Origin of the sequence: Streptomyces sp. MNU89 (assembly GCF_020982505.1) — a bacterium.
Taxonomy (GTDB): domain Bacteria; phylum Actinomycetota; class Actinomycetes; order Streptomycetales; family Streptomycetaceae; genus Streptomyces; species Streptomyces xinghaiensis.
Genome location: NZ_JAJKLL010000001.1, coordinates 1,369,043 through 1,390,982 on the forward strand (window position 1 = coordinate 1,369,043; position 21,940 = coordinate 1,390,982).

General features: G+C 69.2%; 7 protein-coding genes and 1 tRNA gene. 5 read left to right on the forward strand and 3 right to left on the reverse strand.

From position 1 onward, the window contains the following. Positions 1-2: 2 nt before the first annotated feature. The 4 genes from E4N63_RS30985 to E4N63_RS05950 all read left to right on the forward strand — a co-directional run bounded on the left by E4N63_RS30985 (position 3) and on the right by E4N63_RS05950 (position 16,016). Positions 3-11,663, forward strand: a complete 11,661-nt coding sequence (locus E4N63_RS30985) for a DEAD/DEAH box helicase (protein ID WP_230240135.1) — start codon at positions 3-5, stop codon at positions 11,661-11,663. After that, positions 11,663-13,804, forward strand: coding sequence for a UvrD-helicase domain-containing protein (locus tag E4N63_RS05940; RefSeq protein ID WP_230240136.1), 2,142 nt, complete (start codon positions 11,663-11,665; stop codon positions 13,802-13,804). Before E4N63_RS30985 ends, E4N63_RS05940 begins: the two co-directional genes overlap by 1 nt. Before the next feature lie 92 nt (positions 13,805-13,896). After that, positions 13,897-15,273, forward strand: coding sequence for an AAA family ATPase (locus E4N63_RS05945; protein ID WP_230240137.1), 1,377 nt, complete (start codon positions 13,897-13,899; stop codon positions 15,271-15,273). A gap of 44 nt (positions 15,274-15,317) precedes the next feature. Next, positions 15,318-16,016: an HNH endonuclease gene (locus E4N63_RS05950; RefSeq protein WP_230240138.1), complete on the forward strand. Its 699-nt coding sequence runs from the start codon at positions 15,318-15,320 to the stop codon at positions 16,014-16,016. Between the two features lie 298 nt (positions 16,017-16,314). Here E4N63_RS05950 and E4N63_RS05955 read toward each other — a convergent pair whose 3' ends face one another. Both E4N63_RS05955 and E4N63_RS05960 read right to left on the reverse strand, forming a co-directional pair. Beyond that, entirely contained in the window at positions 16,315-18,897 is a 2,583-nt protein-coding gene (locus E4N63_RS05955; protein WP_230240139.1) for a DUF262 domain-containing protein, read from the reverse strand. A gap of 263 nt (positions 18,898-19,160) precedes the next feature. Next, positions 19,161-19,248 (reverse strand) — tRNA-Leu (locus tag E4N63_RS05960). Positions 19,249-19,667: 419 nt separating this feature from the next. Here E4N63_RS05960 and E4N63_RS05965 point away from each other — a divergent pair. Then, positions 19,668-20,759, forward strand: a complete 1,092-nt coding sequence (locus E4N63_RS05965) for an alpha/beta hydrolase family protein (RefSeq protein ID WP_230240140.1) — start codon at positions 19,668-19,670, stop codon at positions 20,757-20,759. A gap of 98 nt (positions 20,760-20,857) precedes the next feature. Here E4N63_RS05965 and E4N63_RS05970 read toward each other — a convergent pair whose 3' ends face one another. Then, positions 20,858-21,904 carry a sugar phosphate isomerase/epimerase gene (locus tag E4N63_RS05970; protein WP_230240141.1) on the reverse strand — a complete coding sequence of 349 codons (1,047 nt, stop codon included), beginning with the start codon at positions 21,902-21,904 and terminating at the stop codon, positions 20,858-20,860. Positions 21,905-21,940 lie beyond the last annotated feature (36 nt).

The following is a 21,940-nucleotide window of genomic DNA, read 5'->3' on the forward strand; positions in this document are numbered from 1 at the left end:
CCGTGGCATTCGAAGCGATCACCAACCGCGGTGAGTACATCTCCGCCCACTACCTTGCCGAGTTGTTCGCCCGCGACCTCACGGAGCTGCGCAAGCGCTGGACCTCCGCCGACCGCGCGGGCGCGCCGTCGTCCCGGTCGGGCGTGAAGGGCCTGCGCCGGGAGTACTTCAAGGCCAAGGTCCGCATCACCGAGAACAAGGCCGTCGACGGCCCCGAGGTACGCGACCTCAACGACCGTCTGCTGGCGGCGCTGGCGTACGTGGCGCCGGACGAGGCCACCGCCGGGACCGGCGCGGAGGGCTCGACCCATACGCGGGTGCGCCGCGGCGACTTCGGTGTGATGCAGGGCGACAAGGAACGCTCGGTGCCGGTGGCGCTCGCCGTCACGGGCCCCGGCGGCCTGGAACTCGTGGCCCTCGACGTCACCTGGGAGGTGGACGGCGAACTCGTCGTGGCGGACGTCGAGGACGGCGGCGCACAGCTCCTCGATCCCATCCAGCTCGACGGCAAGCAGCGCATCACCGGTGCGGCCGACGCCGTCACCTTCCTCTTCGGCTGCGAGGACGGCTACGCCCCGCGCTACGTCCTGCTGCTCGCGGGCGGCGCCGTGCTGCTGGCCGACCGCACGGCCTGGCACGAGGGCCGGTTCCTCGCGGTGAGCGTCGACGAGGCGCTGGACCGCAACCTCAGCGCGGACGGCGGGGAACTGGAGGCGGTGGCCGCGCTGTTCGGCGCGGAGTCACTGCTGACGGAGGGCGGCGTCGCCGGGTACCTGGACAACCTGGTCGACAAGGGCCGCAAGCACGCGGTGGGCGTCTCGAAGGAGCTGCGGGAAGGGCTGCGGCAGTCCGTCGAGCTCATCGCCCAGGAGATCCTGGACCGGATCAAGGAAGGCGGAGCCGACCCGGCAGAGCTGGGCGACCCCGCCGACCTGGCGAGCCGGCTCACTCGCGAGTCGCTGCGCTACCTGTACCGGATCCTGTTCCTGCTCTACGCGGAAGCCCGGCCCGAACTCGGCATCCTCCCCAGCAAGGACGACGCCTACCAGGACGGCTACGGCCTGGCACGACTCGGCGAACTGGTCTCCTACGACCTCCCGGAGGAGGCGCAGGAGGGCACGCACTTCGCCGATTCGCTGGACCTGCTGTTCCGCCTGGTTGACCAGGGACACCGCCCCCTGGGCAGGGACGGGGCACCGTCCGAGGACAACGTGACCGTCCTCGACGCGGACGGCCTGCGCTTCGAGGCCCTGCGCAGCGACCTGTTCAAGGCCGACGCGACCCCGTTGATCGGCTCGGTGTCGGTCGAGGGCGAGCGCATCGACACACGCCTGCGGAACAAGGTGCTGTGGCGGGTACTCAACCTGCTGATGCTCACCCAGGGGCGCCGCAGTGGGCGCGGCAAGGCCGGCGGCGGCACGGGCAAGGGTTTCATCTCGTACGCGCAGCTCGGCATCAACCAGCTGGGCGCGGTGTACGAGGGGCTGATGTCCTACACCGGTTTCTTCGCGTGGGACGACCTGTACGAGGTCGCCAAGCCGGACTCGGACGGGCTGAGCGGCACCTGGGTCGTGCCTTTCAAGGACGCCGACAACTACGACGAGGAAGTCTTCGTCAAGCGGCGGGATGAACTAACCGGCGTCTTCAAGCGCGTCGAACACAAGAAGGGCACCTTCGTCTACCGCCTGTCCGGTCGTGAACGGCAGCGATCGGCGTCGTACTACACGCCGGAGGTGCTGACCCGCAGCACGGTCAAGCACGCGCTGGCGGAACTGCTGGACCAGGACGGCGTCACGACACCTGCGCGCGCGATTCTCGACCTGACGGTGTGCGAGCCCGCCCTGGGCTCTGGTGCGTTCCTCAACGAGGCCATCAACCAACTGGCAGCGGAGTACCTGAAGCGCAGGATGGCGGAACTCGGCGGTGAGCAACTGCCGCCGGACCGGTACGAGGCGGAGCTCCAGAAGGTCAAGGCGTACCTCGCACTGCACAACTGCTACGGGGTCGACCTCAACCAGACGGCGGTGGAGCTGGCAGAGGTCTCGCTGTGGCTCAACTCGATGCACGAGGGCTTGAAGGCCCCTTGGTTCGGCCTGCACCTGCGGCGCGGCAACTCGCTGATCGGCGCTCGTCGGGCGGTGTACGCGGCGGACGCGCTGAAGCGCAAGGCGTGGCTGACGACAGTCCCGACGGACCGGCCACTGCGGGCGGGGGCGGAGGAGGGTCAGTTCCAGGCAGGCAAGGAGATCCACCACTTCCTGCTGCCGGCCAAGGGATGGGGCGCGGTCGCCGACGCCAAACAGGCGAAGGAGCTGGCGAAGGAAGAGCGCGATGCACTGGCCAAGTGGCGAACGGCCGTCACGGCCACCCCGTCAGCGGCGCAGGGCAAGCGCCTGCTGGCACTGGCGACGCGAGTCGAGCGCCTGTGGGAGCTGACCCGACGCCGCCTGATCGTGAGCGAGAGGGAGATCCGGCGTCAGATCGACGTATGGGAGGTCGACCCTGAGCGGCCTCTGCCTCAGTCATCGGGAGATGTGACGCGTGAGCAGATCGAGAGCGCACTGAACGAGCCGGGCTCGCCGCGTGGTCGGCTGAAGCTGGTCATGGATGCGTGGTGCGCTCTGTGGTTCTGGCCAGTTGGGCAGCCCGACACCCCGATACCACCCAGCATGCAGGAGTGGTTGTCGTTCTGCGAGGCCGTAATGGGAGTTCCGGCCGCCAAGGCGAAGGCAAGGCCGTCCGGGCGGGTCGGCGGCGCTTCGGCGGGGTTGGACGACGAACTTGGGCTGTTCGCCGACACTGGCATTTTCGAGCAGCTGGCAACAGACGATGAGTTTGACCGGTTGATGAGCCAATGCATCGACCTGCCGTCGGTGATGGTGCAGTTCCCGTGGCTAGCCGAAGTTGACGCGATCTCGCGACGGGAGGGCTTTTTTCACTGGCAACTGGAGTTTGCGCACATTTTCAAGTGCGGTGGATTTGACCTGCAGGTAGGGAACCCACCCTGGGTTCGACTGGATTGGGAAGATCATATCGCTTTGGCTGAGCACGATGCTTGGTTTGGCCTCAATGAGAAGGCGCCGGAATCGATCAGATTTCCACGACGCACTGTGGCGCTGTCCAACCCTAAAGCCCAGCTAAATTACCTGGCAGACTTGAGCGCATGGTCTGGCACCACTGCATACCTTAAATCCCCGGTCGACCATCAACTCCTTGAGGGAGTGCGGACAAATCTATATATGAATTTCATGGAGCGCGTTTGGTGGAACATGAAAGAAAATGGCGCAGTTGGCTTGATCCACCCAGAATCACACCTGAGCGACCCAAAGGGCGGGCTTCTGCGATCAGCAACGTACGAACACCTTCGCCGCCATTTCCAGTTCAGTAACGAACTGAAGCTATTCTCTGAAATTGACCATACTGAGACATTCGGGGTTCACATCTACGGAAATCGGAGAGATCCGTCCTTCCTGCACGTATGCTCTCTCTTTCATCCAGACATTATCGACCTGTCTCTAACTCATAACGGGTCCGGTGAAACACCCGGCATCCAGTTCGAGTCTGGTGGATGGGACTGCCGGCCGCACCGTAAAAGGATCGTGCAGGTTACCGACTCGATCCTTGCAGGTTGGGCAGCTCTTAGGGATGAACCCGGCACGTCGGCACGGTGGGCGCGAACCCTTCGCACCGTTACAGATGACGAGAGCTTGGCACTTCAGGCCTTGTCTCGATTTCCCGCAAGGACTTCGTCTTCACATTTCTGGTGCACATCCGCGCTAAACGAGAGAACCGCTAAGGAACGAGGATTGATCCGTTGGGAAACTAGTAACCCTTCACGCTGGGAAGAAGTCATCTTGCAGGGGCCTCACTTCACCGTTGCCACGCCCTTCGCCAAACAGCCGAAGGAGGTTGTGAATGGGAATAGCGACTACCTATCATGGGATCTTGAAAAGCTGCCCTCATTCATAATTCCACGAGTCAACTATGTTCGCGCCTGTTCGGAGGAGGAATTTTCCGGCGCTCAGCAATCTTGGGCAGGCAAGGCCTCAACGGACTATTTCCGTGTCGCATGGCGCCGCATGGCTAAACTTAAGAACGAACGCTATCTGCAGGCAGCACTGATTCCGCCGGGCCCCACGCATGTTCACACGGTGCAGACGCTGTCTCTGCCCACAAACAGGGGTACTGCGATCGTTGGTGGACTGTGGGCGAGCATTCCGATCGAATACTTGGGTCGGACATCGGCGAAAGAAGACGTGCAAAAGGAGCTCATCGAGCAGTTCCCGCTTCCGCTTGAACACCCTCTCGTCGCTCCCCTCCTAATCCGCACCCTTCGCCTCAACTGCCTTACCAACAACTACACCCCGCTCTGGGACGAACTGTTCGAGCCCACCTGGCTCACCGACCGCTGGACCGACCCCGAGTCCCCCCGGCCGCCGATCCAGGCCGTAGAACCCACTTGGTCCATGGCGACGCCCCTCCGCACCGAGTACGACCGCCGCATGGCGCTGGTCGAGATCGACGCACTCGTCGCCGTCATGCTCGGGCTCACCGCCGAGCAGCTCTGCGCGATGTACCGCTCGCAGTTCGCCGTGCTGCGCAAGTACGAGTGGGAGATGTTCTTCGCACCCGACGGGCACAAGATCGGTGCGGCGACGCACAACGTCGGCATCCGTCAGACCCCCGAAGAGACCGCCTTCGTCAAGGCATGGGCCAAGGCCGCCCGCGCAGGTGACCCCACCCCCGCCGTCCCCGAAGGCTGGGTCAAGCCGAACCGCGAGGCCGAAATGACCCGTGCCCACGCGGACTTCACCGCCCGGCTCCACGCCGGCGAGTACGGCGACTACGCCGCCTACCTCGCTGAGCACCCCTCACCACGCCCAGCCCCACCCCCACCACGTCCAACCCCGCCCCGAAAGCAGGTAGCACCCGCCATGCTTCCCTCTCTGGCCGCCGAGGATCTGCGCCGTGCCCTCGCCGCATACCTGACGACGAGCTTCGCGCTCGCCGACGACGACGTCCGCGAGGAGCTCGAGGCGTTTCTGGAGCGGCCGGAGAGCCGGCTTTTCCGCGGGCCCTACCTCCGCGTCCGTACGCCCTTCCGGGAGGCGCCCCCCGGCTGGCAGCAGGCCCTGGACTGGTGGCCCACCGGCTTCCGCCCTCACACTCACCAGGCAACGGCCTGGCAGCGGCTGTCCAGCAAGTCGGGCCACGCGCCCGAGCCGACCATCGTCACGACCGGTACCGGCTCCGGCAAGACGGAGTCGTTCCTCATCCCGATCCTGGATCACTGCGCCCGCGCTCGCGCCGCCGGGGTGAAGGGCGTCAAGGCGCTGCTCCTCTATCCGATGAACGCGCTGGCCGACGACCAGGCCCGCCGCATCGACGAACTCCTCGCCAGGAACGCCGCCCTGTCCTCCGTCACCGCGGGCATCTACATCGGCGGCGCCTCCGGCAACCGCCCCCCGGACGACGAGGACGAGGACGCCCCCGGCTCCTACGCCCGCGAGTCCGGTGCGACCACGATCACGCCCGCCCAACTGTCGCCCGGCAGCCGCCTGATCACCGACCGCGAGGCGATCCGCGCCAACCCGCCGGACCTGCTGCTCACCAACTACAAGATGCTGGACCTGCTCCTCCAGCGGATCCCGGACGTCCCGCTCTGGCAGGACGGTGGTCTGACCTACGTCGTCCTGGACGAGTTCCACACCTACGACGGCGCCCAGGGCACGGACGTGGCGATGCTGCTGCGCCGCCTGGGCGCGGCCACCGGCAAGGCGGAGCCCGGCCGCCCCCTCGGCACGATCACCCCCGTCGCCACCTCCGCCACCCTCGGCGGCGGAACCGGAGGGACCGGCAAGGCCGGTGGCGTCCTCTCCGCCGACGCCGTCACCACGTCCGACGGCCCTCAGGAGTCCGACCGCGAACTCCTCCTCGAATTCGCCGAGAAGGTCTTCGGCACCCCTTTCCCGGACGCCGCCCTCATCGGTGAGGACCGCCAGACACCCGGCGAGTTCGTCGCCGAGCCCGACTTCCTCCTCCCCGTCCCTCCCCGCCGCCCTCGCCGCCGTCCCCGACCCCTCGACGATCCGTCCGCCCTCCACCGGCTCGCCGAAGTCGTCACCGGCACGGACTTCGTCGACCCCGTCCGACTCGGTGAGAAGCTCCGCCAGCACAACCTCATCCGCGCCCTCCTCGACGTCGCGGGCGACGCCCCCGTCACCGTCCCGGAAATCGCCCGCGAGTTCGCGAAGCGCGGCGGCGGCGCGGCCTGGGACGAGGCGGCCCGCACCGACATCGATCTGGTCGCGACCGGACTCGCCCGCCTTCTCGCGCTGGTCTCCACCGCCCGCGCCCAGGACCCGGAGACCGGCCGGATCAGTCCCTTCCTCCGTGTCGAGGCGCAGCTCTGGGTCCGCGAGGTGCGGCGCGTCATCCGCGCGGCGACTCCGACGCCGCACTTCCGCTGGTTCGACGACGACGGCCCCACCGGGGACACCCGCCCCAACCCGGCCAACCTCGCCATCTATCCCTCCGCCGAGGTGGACAGCACCGCCGACGCCGAGCCGGACGACGGCGCCACCGGCCTCACTCCGGACGGCGCGGTCCCGTTCGTGCGCCCCGTCGGCCCGGCCTACCGGGCCCACCTGCCCGCCGTGTACTGCCGCCACTGCGGCCGCTCCGGCTGGGCCGCGCTGTCCACGGACCTGGAGTGGCAGCAGCTCAAGACCAAACCGCTGGAGATCTACCGGGCCTCGGCGCAGGGCAACCGCGCCGTCCGCTGGATGATCCGTGCCAGGCCCGGCGAGCACACCCCCGTCTTCCTGCACGCCGAGGAAGCCGAACTGCGCACGGTGCCGAGCGCCGAGACCGTACCCGTCATCACCGCCGCCGGACCCGTGCCCGCCGGCACGGGCGACAAGTGCCCCTCCTGCGACCTGACCGACGGCATGCGCTTCCTCGGCGCGGGCACCGCCACCCTCGCCTCCGTCACCACCACCCAGCTCTTCTCCGACCGCGGCCTGACCGACGACGAGCGCAAACTGCTGGTCTTCACCGACTCCGTCCAGGACGCCACCCACCGGGCCGCGTTCATCGCCAACCGCAGCTTCGGCTTCACCTTCCGCGGGCTGCTCGCCGAGCAGCTGAAGCCGGGCGCCCCCGTCGCCGTACACGACCTCGCGACCGACGCGGCCGAAGCCGTCGTGACGACCGCCGAGAAGGGCGAGAGGAGCAAGCTCGCCTCCATCGTGCCCCCCGACCTGCGCGACAACCCGGAGATCCGCACACTCCTCAGCGGCGACGGGTTCAGCGACGCGGGCGCGTACATGCTGCAGGACCGCATGGTCTTCCAGACGCTGATGGAGTTCGGCCTGCGCTCACGCCTCGGCCGCACCCTCGAACTCACCCGGACCGCCGCCGCCGAGGTCGACCTCCCCGACGCCGCCACCGTCGCGTCCCTGCTGCGGGAAGCCCACCAGCGCATGCCGGGGCAGATCACCCTCCCCGCCGACGACGCCGAGTACATCGTCTACCTGCGCGGTCTGCTGGAACGGATGCGGCTGCGCGGCGCGCTGTTCCACCCCTGGCTCAGGGAGTACATCGCCCAGGCCGGCGCCCGGCGCTGGCCGATCTGGGGCGGGCGGCCCACCGGTATGCCCGCGTTCCCGCGCGGTCTGGCCGCGCCGACCTTCCCGGTCCTGGGGCGCCTCGGCACGTCCGCCTTCGACTCCCTGGGCCGCGACAACACCTGGTTCGCCGACTGGGGGCACCGGACCCTCGGCTGCGAGCGGCGCGAGGCCCGCGCCCTGGCCGAACAGGCCATGAAGCTGCTCGCGCAGCGCGAAGTCCTGGCGACCTACCCCGCCGACGGCGGCGCGACCGTCTTCGCCCTCAGGCCGCGCACCATCATGGTGCACAGCCTCGCCACCGACCCGCCGTCCCCCGACGGCGCCGGCGGGGCCGACGGGGCCGACGGGGCCGACGGGTCCGCCACGGTCCACGGAGCCGGCGTCAACGACTACGGCGTCCGCTGTGACAGCTGCACCTGGCGCCAGACCGTCCCGCCCGGCCGCCGCGAGGCCTGGCTCGGCACTCCTTGCCTGCGCTTCCAGTGCGGCGGCACGTTCACCGCCGACGACCGCGACTACAGCGACGACTACTACCGCCGCCTCTACACCGTCGACCGGCCCGGCGACGTCCTCACCGCCGAGCACACCGGCGCACTCGGCCGGGCCCGCCGCGAGGAGGTCGAGCAGGCCTTCAAACACCGCCACTCGCCGTTCGATCCGAACGTGCTGACCTGCACGCCCACCCTCGAACTCGGCATCGACATCGGCGACCTGTCCGCCGTACTCCTCGCCTCCCTGCCGCCAGCACCCGCCAACTACGCGCAGCGCATCGGCCGCGCCGGCCGCAGCACCGGCAACTCGCTCACCGTCACCTTCGTACCGCGCGGTGCCCGCAACCAGTACTACCTGCACGCACCCGAGGAGATGCTCGCGGGCCGGATCGTCCCCCCGGACTGCTACCTGGACGCCTCCGAGATCCTGCGCCGCCAGTACCTGGCGTTCCTGCTGGACCGGGCCGCCGACCGCAGCCTGTGGCGGGACACGATGATGCCCGAGGAGCCCATGCCGCACCGCATCGGCGTGCTCTTCGCCCGGGGGCTGGCCGAGGACGGCTGGTTCCGCCGCTTCCTCGACGTCGCCCACGCCCGCCACGCCGAACTCGCGGACTCCTTCATCGGGCTCTTCCCCGGGATGTCACCCGAGGCCGAGCAGGGCCTGCGGCAGTTCGCGCAACTGGAACTGGAGCAGACCGTCGGCCAGGCCGCCACCGCCTGGCGCAAGCGGCTGGAGGCGCTGCGTTCCCGCTCCCGGCAGATCGGCCGGGCCTTCGACGCCCTGTCCACCGCCTCCGGAGACCGCGAACGCGACGAACAGCGGCGCCAGCTGTACGCGGAGCGCAGATCCGTCAGCAGGCGCAGGGACGCCCTCGTCGGCGAGAACTCGGTCAACGCCATGGTCCGTCTGGGCCTGCTGCCCAACTACACCCTCCACGACGACGCCACGCTGCTGGACGCGACCCTGTGGTGGAAGGACGCCGACGGGGAGTTCCAGGAACAACTGACCGAGTACGGGCGAGGCTCGCGCATGGGCCTCCTCGAACTCGCGCCCGGCAACACCTTCCACACCGACGGCTACAAATACATCATCAACGGCTTGGACCTGGGCGCCGGCGAAGGCGACACCGCCTACGCCAGGTGGCGGCTGTGCCCGGAGTGCGGCTATGTCGCCACCGCGGAGTCCGGACTGGACGTGACGGCCTGCCCGCGCTGCGAGGCGGTGCAGATCGCCGACCCCGGCGCACTCCACACCGTCCTCGTACCCGAGCGCGTCACCGCCCGTGAACGCCGTGAGGACGCACGGCTCACCGACGAGCGCGACGAGCGTGAGCGGCGCCGGTTCCACGACATCACGCTGGTGGACATCGACCCGGACCAGCCGCAGGGGCTGCGCGCCTGGAAACGCGTCGGGGAACTGCCGTTCGGCGTGGAGTTCGCGCGGGTGGCCACCATCCGCACCCTCAACCTCGGCCCGGCCGCAGCCGCGGGGCCCGAGCACCAGATCGCCGGTGACGACGTCCAGGTCCCCGGCTTCGAGACCTGCTTGGAGTGCGGGGCCGTACGGGGCGTGCACCCGCAGGCGTGGGACCGGGCCGCCGAACGGATCGGGACCCGGCACGCGTACTGGTGCGGCCACAAGGACGACGGCATCGCCGCCGAGACGGCCTCGATGGAGAGACTCGTCCTCGCGCACGAGCTGACGACGCAGGCGCTGCGGATCCTGCTTCCCGTCTCCACGATGGAACTGCAGACCCGCCTCGTGTCGTTCAAGGCCGCGCTGCTGCTGGGCATCACCCAGCACTTCGGCGGCACCCCGGACCACCTGCGGGTCGTACCCGCGACCATGCCCGGCGGCAGCCGGGAACTGCGCCGCCGCTTCCTGGTGCTGCACGACTCCATGCCGGGAGGCACCGGTTACCTGGAACATCTCGCCGACGCCACCGTGCTGCACCGGGTGCTGACCCTCGCCCAGACCGCTCTGCGGGACTGCCCCTGCGGCAAGGAGAACCTGCGCACCCCCTGCCACCGCTGTCTGCTGCCGCATGTCAGCAGCAGCGAGCACCCCTTCGCGTCGCTGCGCGTCGCCAGGGAGCTTCTGGACGAGATCCTCACGGGCTGGGACACCGAGCGCGTCGACACGCTGTCAGGGGTGCGGATCGACCAGCTCGCCGAGAGCGAGCTGGAGAAGCAGTTCGTCCGCACCCTCGTGGACTGGGGCAGCCGCCGCCCGGAGTCCGGTTCGGTGACGCCCCGCGCCGGCGAGCGCGGCATGGAGTACGAACTGCGCTTCACCCGCCCGGACGGCAGCGTCACCCGCTGGCTCTTCCAGGACCACGTGCGGCAGCTGAACGCCGCGCCCAGCGAGCCGGACTATCTGCTGACCCGGATCGACGGGCCGTCGACGCGCATCGCCGTCTTCCTCGACGGCTATGCCTTCCACGCCAGCACCCGTATCAACCGGATCGCCGACGACGCCGCCAAGCGCGAAGCGCTGCGGGCCGAGGGCGTGCAGGTGTGGCAGTTCACCCACGGGGACGTCATGGCCTGGAAGGCCGCGGTGGAGGGGACCGCGGACGACCGCGAGGTGCGCACGCCGGCCGAACCGCTGCTCGGCGAGGGCGCGTTGCGGACGGCCCGGCAGGTCCACCAGACGCTGACGGGCGGCCCGCGCCCGGACGACACCCTGGATCCGGTGCTGCGGAACCCCGTTGAGACACTGCTCGCGGTTCTCGCCGACCCCGACGCGGAGAAGTGGTCCCGCAAGTCGGCGGCGTTGATCAGCGCTTTCGCGGGGGGCGGCGCAGCACGGCAGCCGATCGACCGGCGCTCGGTGGGGGAACGGCTGCCGGACGTACTGGCGGGCGGCACACTGCCGGTGCCCGGCAACCCGGCCGCCGCCGACGCCATCGCGATGGACGTCCGCACACTGGGCGGGCTGCGCGTCATCGGGCTGCTCGACCGGCGGCCCGAGCCCGCCACCGGGCAGCCCGGGATGTCCGCCTGGTCGGCCTTCACCGTGCTGGACGACCGCGACGAGGCGGTCGCCGAACCCGGACACCGTGCGCGGTGGGCCGACTGGCTGCGATGGTCCAACCTGCTGCAGCTGCTGGCGGATGACCGGGGTTCGGCGCTGCCGCGCTCCTTCCACCAGATCGCGATGACCACGGCCCGGCAGCTCGATCCGCACGCGGTGGCGCTCCTGGCAGGCGCGCTGCCCACCACCACGGGCCTCCCCGAGCAGCTGCCGGAGCCCTGGGCGGAAGCCGTCGAGTGGGCTTCCTCGCAGACCGAGGAACTGCTGTTCGCCTTGTGCCGGGAAGCGCGCACCCGTCAGTTCGGCGCCCCGGAGGTCGGCTTCGAACTCGACGACCGGGTAGCGCAACAGGCGGAACTCGCCTGGCCGGAGGCGCGGGTGGCCGTGTTCCTCGACGCGGACGAGCACCGCGACGCCGCCTTCGCGGCGGCCGGCTGGCACGTCGTACACGCCGGGACAGTTGATGTGGCCGAGTTGGCCGAGCGTTTGGAGAATGTGTGATGTCCAAGGCCCAGGTCGTCATGGCGGACATTTTCGGCAAGTACTACGACAAGCTCGACGGCTCCGTCCAGGCGCAGGTGCTGCAGTTCATCATGAAGATGCAGCGCGATCCGGATGCCAACGGGCTCAACCTCAAGCCGCCGAAGGGCGCCCAGGACAAGCGGGTCCGCACGGCCAGGATCAACGACAACTTCCGTGCGGTCCTGATGCATTACGCCGACCGGATCTACTACCTGGTCGCGGTGCTGCCGCACGACGACGCCTACACCCTCGCGTCGCACATCATCTTCGACATCAACAAGGTCACCGGCGGTGTCGAACTGATCAACCTCGCGAGCCTCCACGGCACCCTGAGCGGGCAGCCGGCCCAGGCAACCGCCGCCGCGGAAGCTTCCGTCCTCGCCGATGTCTCCGACGCCGACTTCGAGCGGCTCGGCGTCCATCCCTCCGTCGTACCGGCGTTGCGCGAGATCCGCAGCGTTGACGCGATACTCGGTTTTGTGGAGCACCTCCCCAAGCTCGCCAGGGACGTGATCCTCTGCCTCGCCGACGGCATGACCGTCGAGGACGTCTGGGAACACGTCAGCTCCGTCGCCGCGACCAGCGACACCGTCGACCCGGACGACTACGAGGCCGCCAACGAACGCCCCGCGACCAAGGAATCCTTCGTCGTCACCGGCGACGTCACCGAGTTCGGCCGGATCATGTCCGAGCCGCTGTCGGCCTGGCGGATCTTCCTGCACCCGGCGCAGCGCGCGCTGGCCGAGCGCAAGACCCCCAACAAGGGCTCGGTACGGGTCACCGGCGGACCCGGTACGGGCAAGACCGTCGTCGCGCTGCACCGGGTCAAGGCCCTGGCGGAACGGCTGCCGCCCGGCCAGGCCATCCTCCTCACCACTTACACCACCACCCTCGCCGAACTGCTGCGCTCGCTGCTGGAGGACCTCGGCGGCGCACAGCTCACCGCAAAAGTGGACGTCCGCAATATCGACAAGGTCGCCTACGGCGTCGCTAAAGAAATTTTCGGTACGAAGATCCCCAAATCCCTTGGCGACGACGAGATCCGCAAGCGCTGGGAGGACCTGGCCGAGGAACAGCAGCCGCACCGCTGGGACGCACGCTTCCTGGAGGCCGAATGGAAACAGGTCGTGCTCGCGCAGGACGTGCGCAGCCGCGACGACTACCTCGCCGCAAGCCGGGCCGGTCGCGGCCGGCGCCTCAACCGTCCCGAACGGGCACAGGTGTGGGGACTGATCGAGGCCTTCGAGCACCGGCTGGACGCGGCCGGTGAGGTCGGCGTCACCCAACTCGCCGCGCAGGCGGCCCGCATCGCCTCCGGCTGGAGCGACGAGACCCGCCCGTACCGGTACATCGTCGTGGACGAGGCCCAGGATCTGCATGCCGCACACTGGAAACTGCTCCGCGCGCTCGTTCCGGTCGGCGAGGACGACCTCTTCATCGTCGGCGACGCCCACCAGCGGATCTACGACAACAGGACCGCGCTGAGCGCTCACGGCATCAACGTTCGAGGGGGGCGCTCCAAGCGACTGACCCTGAATTACCGGACGACCCGTCAGATTCTTGGCACATCTCTGCGGCTGCTGGGTGATGCGAGCTTCGACGACCTCGACGACGCGACCGAGAACCTCGGCGGCTACCGGTCCGTCCTCGGCGGGGCGAAGCCCGAGCTCATCGAGTATTCCTCCACCGCTGCCGAACTCGCAGGCCTGGCGGCGCGGATCGAGGAATGGCTGAGCGAGGGCCTGAAGGAGGAAGAGATCGTCGTCACCGCCCGGACCAACAAGCTCGTGGACGCGGCGGTGGAGGCACTGCACGACGCGGGAATCAAGGCGGTCAAGGTGAAACCGCGGCAGACACCGGCGATCGGCTCCGGAGTTCATGTGATGACGATGCACCGCATCAAGGGCCTGGAGTACCGGGCAGTCGCGATCACGGGCGTCGGCGCGGACCATGTACCGCAGCCCAGTGCCGTCACCCCAGTCTCCGAGGACCGTCTCCAACACGGCCGTGATCTGCAGCGCGAGCGTTCGCTGCTGTTCGTCGCCGCCACCAGGGCCCGCGAACAGCTCTCCATCACCTGGGCGGGACCCCGCAGCCCGTTCCTGGAAGGAAGCCACTGACCTGGGGCGACTCGGCACAACCTCGCGTTGGAGTCACCTCGGAGCCGGCCGCTGTCCGGCTCTCACCTCGAACTGATCCGGGCGGACGAGACATGTACCTGAAGAACCTTCGCCTACGGAACATCAGGTCGTTCCAGGGTGGACGCACCGTCGACTTGGACCTGACCAGGCCCGACGGCTCATACGCGGGCTGGACGGTCCTGGCAGGACGCAACGGCTCGGGCAAGACAACCTTGCTGCGCGCGGTCGCCCTGACGATCAGCGGACCGGCCGTGGCCCGCAGCCTCGTCCCCGGGTTCGACACCTGGGTCGCCCGGGACGAGACGGTGGCGAAAGCCGAAGTATGCCTGGTCCACGATCCGGAGCAGGACCAGTTCATCACGGGGCGGCGTCCGGTCCGGCCGATCTGGGCAGGGCTGCGCTGGACCGCGGCGGACCAGGCATCGCTCTCCGGCAAGCCGGGGTCCAGCCGGGCCGGACAGCCGGCGCTGAACGCCATCGGCTACCAGAAGGAACGCCCCGTCGCCCAGCGCGGTCCCTGGGCGGATAATCCTGTGGGATGGTTCTGCGCGGGATACGGCCCCTTCCGCAGGCTCGCCGGGGGTTCGAGCGACATCCAGCGGCTGATGTCCAGTTCGGGCGCCGTCGCCCGGCTGACGAGTCTCTTCCACGAAGACGCGTCGCTGGCGGAAGGCGTGAGCTGGCTCATCGAACAGCACCTCCGCGCTTTCGAGGACCGGGACGGCGCCCGGGACCTCAAGGCGGCTGCCCTGGCGATCCTGGGCGACGACCTGCTGCCCGATGACTACCGGATCGACAGCGTCGACTCCGAAGGCCTGTGGGTCGTCAATCGGAACCACCGCTTCCCGCTGCGCGAGATGAGCGACGGATACCGAACGGTGGCGGCCCTGGTCGTGGACATCCTCAAGCAGATCCACGACGCCTACGGCGAACTCGTCCTGGAAACGACGGACGGCATCCCCAACGTTCCGTATTCCGGGGTCGTCATCATTGACGAGATCGACGCCCATCTGCACGTGTCCTGGCAGAAGCGGATCGGCGGCTGGTTGAAGGGGCACTTCCCCAACATCCAGTTCATCGTGACCACCCACAGCCCTTACATCTGCCAGGCGGCGGATCCCGGTGGTTTGATCCGGCTACCGGGACCGGACGAGGAAAACCCTGTGGAGGTGGTGCCCCAGCACCTCTACGACCGCGTTATCTTCGGCAGCGGTGACGACGCAGTGCTCTCGGACCTGTTCGGGCTCGACACCCCCTACTCGGACCATGCCGAACAGAAGCGGGAGGAACTCCTCGCCCTGGAGCTCAACGTCGTACGAGGCCGGGCCAGCGAAAAGGAGAAGGCCGAGTACCGTGACCTGAAGCGCAAGCTGACCAGTTCCCCGGCCACTCGCGTCGACGAAATCGCGGCTCGGCTCGACTCCCGCCGCCCACGGCACGATTCATGATCCGAGTAACGCGGACACCACTCCCGCAGCCGATACTGGCCTCAATGGCGGGTCACACCCGCGACATCGGTGAGGCCGCTGTTCCCAAGGAGCGAGCCAGGCAGTTGTGGAAGCACACGTCTGTCCGCAGGCACGTACACCCAGCGCTGCGAAGCTCCCTGGCCGAGATGGCGCCGGGGCTGGAACGGTGCATGTACTGCGGGGACAGCCAGGGCACGGACATCGACCACTTCGAGCCCGTCCGGATCAATCCGTTACGGACCTTCGACTGGACAAACCATCTTCTGGCCTGCTCCCTGTGCAACAGCCACCTCAAGCGCGATCTCTTCCCCCTCGCTGACAACGGGATGCCCCTCCTCATCGATCCCAGCAGTGAGGACCCCACCGTTCATCTGCACCTTTCACTCGCTGCCGGCACCTACATCGACCTCACCGACAGGGGCGCAATGACGATCAAAGTCTTCGGGCTCAACCGGCAAATCCTCATCCGCGGACGGCGCCACGCCTACCGCATTACCCCACCATTATTGGGCGAGTGGCGTATTGCCCGTGAGAAAGGTGACGTGGAGGAGGCGGAGGCCTGGGCGGAATGCATCTGGCAACAGCCGACCGCCGATGTCGTCCAGGCCATGTTCCACCAAGCGGCTGCCCAGGGAGCCCAGGACATCTTCGCTGACGAGCCCGGCACTCTCGCGCTGCTGCGCGATCCCGTCATCCGCACCGGGCTGCTGCGTACCGGTTGAGCGAGCCCACCTCTGCACCCGCGTGGCCCCTCTGCAAGTCCGTGGTCACATCAGTGCCGGCAACGTGCACCAATTACCTTTACCAGCTCTTCGCGGTTGAGAGTGCAGCCGGGCTGCGCACGTGGCTCACGGTCGGCGCTCACTCGGCCTCCCTCGTCGCGTTCCACCTCGTCACCGCGTCAAGGCGCGCTCGCTCGGCATCCCGCCGGAGGGCCTGCCCTTGGGTGAAACCGTCCGGGCGAGTGGTACCGGCCCGCGCCGCGCGAACCGATCACCACTCGTCCGCTCCGGGGAAGCCTCACAGCACGGCAGGCTGCCTCTCAGCCGTCCGGTGGGTCTCGGCCATGGCAACCGCGTGCGCGAACCACTCCAGCACGGCGCAGATCTCTTCACTGTGCTCGGCGAAGACCTCCAGGGGGAATGACGGGCGCAGGTCCAGCTTCGCCTCGGCCAGGTCGATGCCCTCGATCTCGTTGAACCGGGTCAGCAGCGCCCGCCGCAGCGGTTCGTCGTCGAACGGCGGACGCCGCTTCAGGTGCTGGAAGACGACCTCGACCGTGCCGGAGACCGGATAGACGGCGATCGGCCAGAGCACGCGCGAGTCCGGCCCGTCACCGACCCGCAGGGTGGGAGAGCAACTGGTCTCGGCCGCCCGGCCGTACGCGCGACGACCGCCTTGCCGCTCCCAGAAGCGCAGCATGCCCAGCACTCCGTCGGCGGTCTGCGGCGTCTGGTTGTCGCGCAGCAGGGCTTCGAAGCGGCCGGAGGACGCCTGCTGTTCCTCCTCCGCCTCCCGAGCCGGAGCCACGTCATCCGAGACGTCCTTGCCGAGGAGAACCGACAGATCGGCGGTGGTCAGCCGGTGGGAGCGGCGGGCCCGCCCCGCGTCGTCGAAGGGGACGCCTTCCGCTTCCAGGCGGACGCGCGGATCCCCGCCGTCGTGTCCCTCGGGCCAGCGGAAGCCTGCCGAAACACGCCCGTCGGCGGTCAGGACCCGGTGGGCGCCGTGTACGCCCGCCTTTGACGCCAGGTGCTGGCCGACGGGGACGGCGTGGGTGCCGATGAGCGCCGCCACATCGCCGTACGTCGTCCACGTGCCGCTCGGCATGGCGAGCAGCGCGGCACGCAATTCCTTCCATCCGGCCCATTCGTCGTCGGCGGGAATCGTCCCCTCCACCGGGCCGGGCCACAGCCGCACCGCTCTGTCGGCCAGTTCGTCGGCGCGAGCCAGGATCTCCGCTTTCCCCCACCGCTCCTGCGCGGCGATCTTCTGGTTCATGCGCAGAGCGCTGGCATCGAGGATCTCCTGCTTGCGGCGGAAGGGGTGGTTGGAGAGCCTCGCGTTGTCCGCGGAGAGCGTGAGATTGCCCAGGGTGTGCACGAGCTGTGCGTGGAGTTCGTCCGGGCTCTGGCCGTCGTCCGCCTCCTGTGCGAGCAGGTCGAGCCATTGCTGGGCCGGATGCTGCGGCAGGACGTGCTCCACGGTGAGCTTCGCCCTGGCGTAGTCGACGGGCTCGCTCCCCCCGTAACTCTCCTCCAGCCTGCGCAGCACCTGGAACCGCTGGTTGCCGCGTCCCGCTCGGTAGAAGGGGCGGGTGCGCATGGCGTCGCGGACCGCCTCGTCCCCCGGCCAGACACGCGCCCCGGTCTTGTTCTTCGACAGAAAGCGCCGCACTGCCTCGGCCGGGGATCCGTCCTTCTCCAGTTCCTTGGGCATCTCCATGAACAGCCGGTTGCTTCCGGTCGTGGAGAGGCCCGCGAACAGTCGCCGCACCATGTAGCTCTCGGCGTACGTGAGTGCCCGGGCGGCCTCGTGCGGCGTGGCCTGTCCCTCGTCCACCCGGTCGAGCAGGTGGAGCGCCAACGGGTAGTGGGTCTGACCGCCCCAGCGGGACAAGCGTTCCAGCGCCTCGCGCAGCTCCGCGTCGGGCTCCCTCCGGGGTTCCAGGATGCGCATCAGCCGTTCCGCACGGCCGGCGAGGGACATGATCTCCGCCTCCAGGGCCGCCTCGTCAGAGCTCAGCGGTTCCAGACGCTTCTTCTGGTCGCGGTAGATCTCACTCTGCTTCGCCCGGCTGTTGCCCGCGACCACGAGGTCGAGCCATACCAGCAGTTCCAGGTTGTCCGGGCCGAGCAGCTCCTGCATGGGCAGCCACAGGTTGCGGTATACCGACTCGCCGCGAGTCTGCAGGCACATGAAGAGGTAGTTGCGCAGCAGGTCACTCTGGCTCAGTCCTACGCCGGTGTTGTTGATCGACTCGAAGATGCGGTAGACGTTGTCGCCCTCGGCCGCGGTGATCTCCACGACGGAGAGGAGATCGCTCAGCACCGCCTCCACGGCGTCCGTCCACGTCTCGCCATGAACCACCTCGCCTTCGGTCAGGCGGCCCTGGAAGAACCGGTAGGCGCCGCCCACGTTTCCGGGGCCGCCGGCCTTGGGGGTGCTCTCGACACAGGCGGTGTAGGCATCTCTGTCCGCTTGCGTCGGCAGCAGACGGTAGTGGTCCTCGCCGCCCCGGTATTTGTTGACGAGTACCAGGTCGTGGATGCGGTCGGCCTTGTGGTCCGCGCCCCGCTCGCGGTGACGGTCGCGCAGCGCGGTGAAGGCGAGCATGAGTGTGGTGAGCCGCTGCTGGCCGTCGACAACCACCCAGCGCTGCATGCCGCCTGCGCTGATCCGGGCCGGTGCCAGCACCACCGAGCCGATGAAGTGGGCTGCCGGAGACCGGCCGTCGAGCCGGTCCTCCACCAACTCCTGCACGTCGTCCCACAACTGCTGCAACTGCTCGGTCTGCCAGCTGTAAGTACGCTGATAGAGCGGGATCTGGAACTGCTTCTCCCCTTGGACGAGTTTGCTGTAGGTCGTTTCCTGAGCGTGCACGCGGGACCTCTCCCCGGGGTTTTCGGACCGGGCCGTCATCCTTCCACCGTGGAGGTGCCCGGACATCCGGTTCCGCTTTCATTCCCCTGCTCAGTGACCTCCCCGGCCGGGTGCCCTCGTCCGGCGGATCCGTTCGTGCTGCCCGGTGCGCGTTGAGGCAGGCGGGCAGCGGGACAGCGCACGAGCCAGGATGCCCACCCGGGCCCGGCGGTCACCGCGCGCGAAGAACCCCACGGTCTTCGAGGAGACCGTGGGGTTCTGGCTGGTGTCCGAGGGGGGACTTGAACCCCCACGCCCGATAAAGGGCACTAGCACCTCAAGCTAGCGCGTCTGCCATTCCGCCACCCGGACAAGGTGAGCGCCTCGGTTTCCCGCGGCGACGACAGCAACGATACCAGGGGTTCCGGGTGTGTTTCACCTTCGTATGCCGAGCGGGCGGGGGGGCGCCGCGCCTGCGGTGACCTGCCGCTATGACGGTGAGTGATCAGGTCTGGACCTGCGGTCCGCAGACCGGGCCGGCCGGCCGTTGGCGTGCCGTGTCCGTCACTCCGCGTGATGACGGGATGTCCTGGTGTGCCGCCCCGTGGCCCCGGGACGACGGGCGGCCGCGACCCCGGGCGGCCTGGGGCCCGGCCCCGCCGCCCGAGGCTCCCCGAGGGAGCCGACGGGGGTATCCGGGGGTGGATGTCCGGGGTGTCCCGGTGCCGGTGGGGCGGTGGCTTGCCGAGCATGAGGACCGACCATCCCCCCAGCTCCGAACGGAGACGCCCGTGTCCTCATCACCGCCCCGCCGCCGTATCCTCCGCACGGCCGCCGCGACCGCCGTGTCCGGTCTGGTGGTGCCGCCGCTGCTCGGTGCCGCCGGGCCCGTCCGGGCCGACGCCGGTCCGGTCCCGTATCCCGGCTCCGGTACCGGCTCCGTACCCTCCGACGGGCACGGCGGCACGCGGGTCGTCCGGGAGCGGCGGGCCGGGGAGCGGATCGTCGATCTGACCGTCCGCTCCCCCGCCCTGGGCGGCACCGCCGAGGTGCGGCTGCTCGTCCCCGACGGGTGGGACGAGCGCGGCCCCCGGGACCGCTGGCCCGTGCTGTGGCTGCTGCCCGGCGGCAACGCGGAACATCTGTCCTTCACCGACGAGTACGGCCTCCAGCACGAGCCCTCCGTGCGGAAGGTGCTCGTCGTGATGCCGTCGATGCCCTTCTACGGCTTCTACACGGACTGGTGGAACGGCGGCACGGGCGGCCCCCCGGCCGTGGAGTCCTTCCATCTGATGGAGCTGCGGCCGCTGCTGGAGCGGGACTACGGGGCGGGCGCGCGCCGTGCCGTGGCCGGGGAGTCGCAGGGCGGGTACGGGGCCGTGAAGTACGCGGCGCGCCACCCGGGGATGTTCCGCGCCGCGGCGAGTTACAGCGGGTTTCTGCATCCGCTGATGTATCCGGACGCGGTCGTGTGCGGGGCGGAGTACCTGGGTGTCGAGTGGCGGCGGATCTGGGGCGACCCGGTGCGGCAGCGGCACATCTGGGAGGCCAACGACCCGTACCACCTGGCGCGGCGGCTCAGGGGCGTCAGGGTCCACATCGCCGCCGGTGACGGGACACCGGGCCGTCTCGACCCGCCGGACGTCGAACCGGACGAGGACATCCCCGGGTTCGAGGAGCTGGCGCGGCTCTTCCCCCGGGAGGTGATCTCCCTGTCCGAGTCGATCATGGGCGATGAGTCCCGGGCGGTGGCGTACCGGCTCCAGCAGGAGGGGGTACGGGTCAGCACGCACTTCTTCCGCGGTACGCACGCCCCGGCCTACTGGGAGCGGGAGTTGTACGCCACGCTGCCGATGCTGCTCGGAGCACTGCGCGGCCGGTGACCACGCCATACCTGCCGCCGCCCCGCCCGGCGGACCGCCCGGACCGGCGGTGACGGACGGGCGGCGACGGGCGGGGCGGCGGCGGGCACAGCCGCGCCTCAGCAGTCCCGTTTCGCGCGCAGGGAGTGCAGGTGGTCCGCCGAGCGGCGGGCGAAGGAGAGGGAGTCGGCCGGGTTGTCGTGTTCGGCGATCCAGTGGTGCGAGCGGTGGCGGGAGAGGCGTTCGACGCCGCCGATGAAGCGCTGGTAGTCGATGTCGCCGTCGCCGACGTCCGTCATGCGGTAGCCGTCGCGGGTGGACGGGTCGTGTTCGCCGTCCTTGACGTGGAAGAGCGGATAGCGGTGCGGCTGCTTCAGGACGTAGTCGATCGGGTCGAACGGCGCGGGCTTGCCGTCCGGACGGACGCTGAAGCGGAACTGGGCGCAGTAGGCCCAGTAGATGTCCATTTCGAGGGAGACGAGGTGGGGGTCGGTCTCGGCGAGCAGCACGTCGTAGAGGCGGACGTCCGGGCGGTCGCTCGCGAAGGAGAACTCCTCGGCGTGGTTGTGCTGGTAGAAGGTGATGCCGCGCTCCCTGGCCGCGGCGCCGTAGGTGTTGAAGTCCTCGGCGGCGCGCTTCCAGGCGTCGACCGTGTCGCCGTAGCGGAAGGGCCCGCTGGCCGTGCCGATGTGCTTCAGACCCAGCTCGGCGGCGTCGTCCAGGACCCGGTCGAGGCTGGTGGCGAAGGTGTACGCGGCGGGGTCGTCGGAGTAGTAGCCGACGTGGCTGCCGACGGCCCGGAGGCCGCTGTCGCGGACCAGGCGGCGGAGCTCGGGGAGGGTGATGGGGCCGGCCGTGCCCTGGGTGTAGCCGGCGAACTCGATCTCGTCGTAGCCGTACTCCTTCAGTTCCGCGAAGACGCGGGCGAAGCCGGCCGTGGAGACCTGGTCGCGGAGGCTGTAGAGCTGCACGCCGAGCCGGCCGGGCGGCAGCAGCGGCCTGCCGCGGCCGCCGCGGGCGGAGGCTCCGGCGGGGGTGCCGGCCTCCGCGGCGCGGGCCGTTCCGGCACCCGCCGAGCCGAGGAGGGCGGCGGCGGTGGTTCCGGCGGCGACGCCGAGGAATCCGCGGCGGCGGAGGCGCTGGGCGAGTTCGGAGTCGTTCTTCACGGTGACGCTCCTGTCGGGAGGAGGACGGGGTGAGGG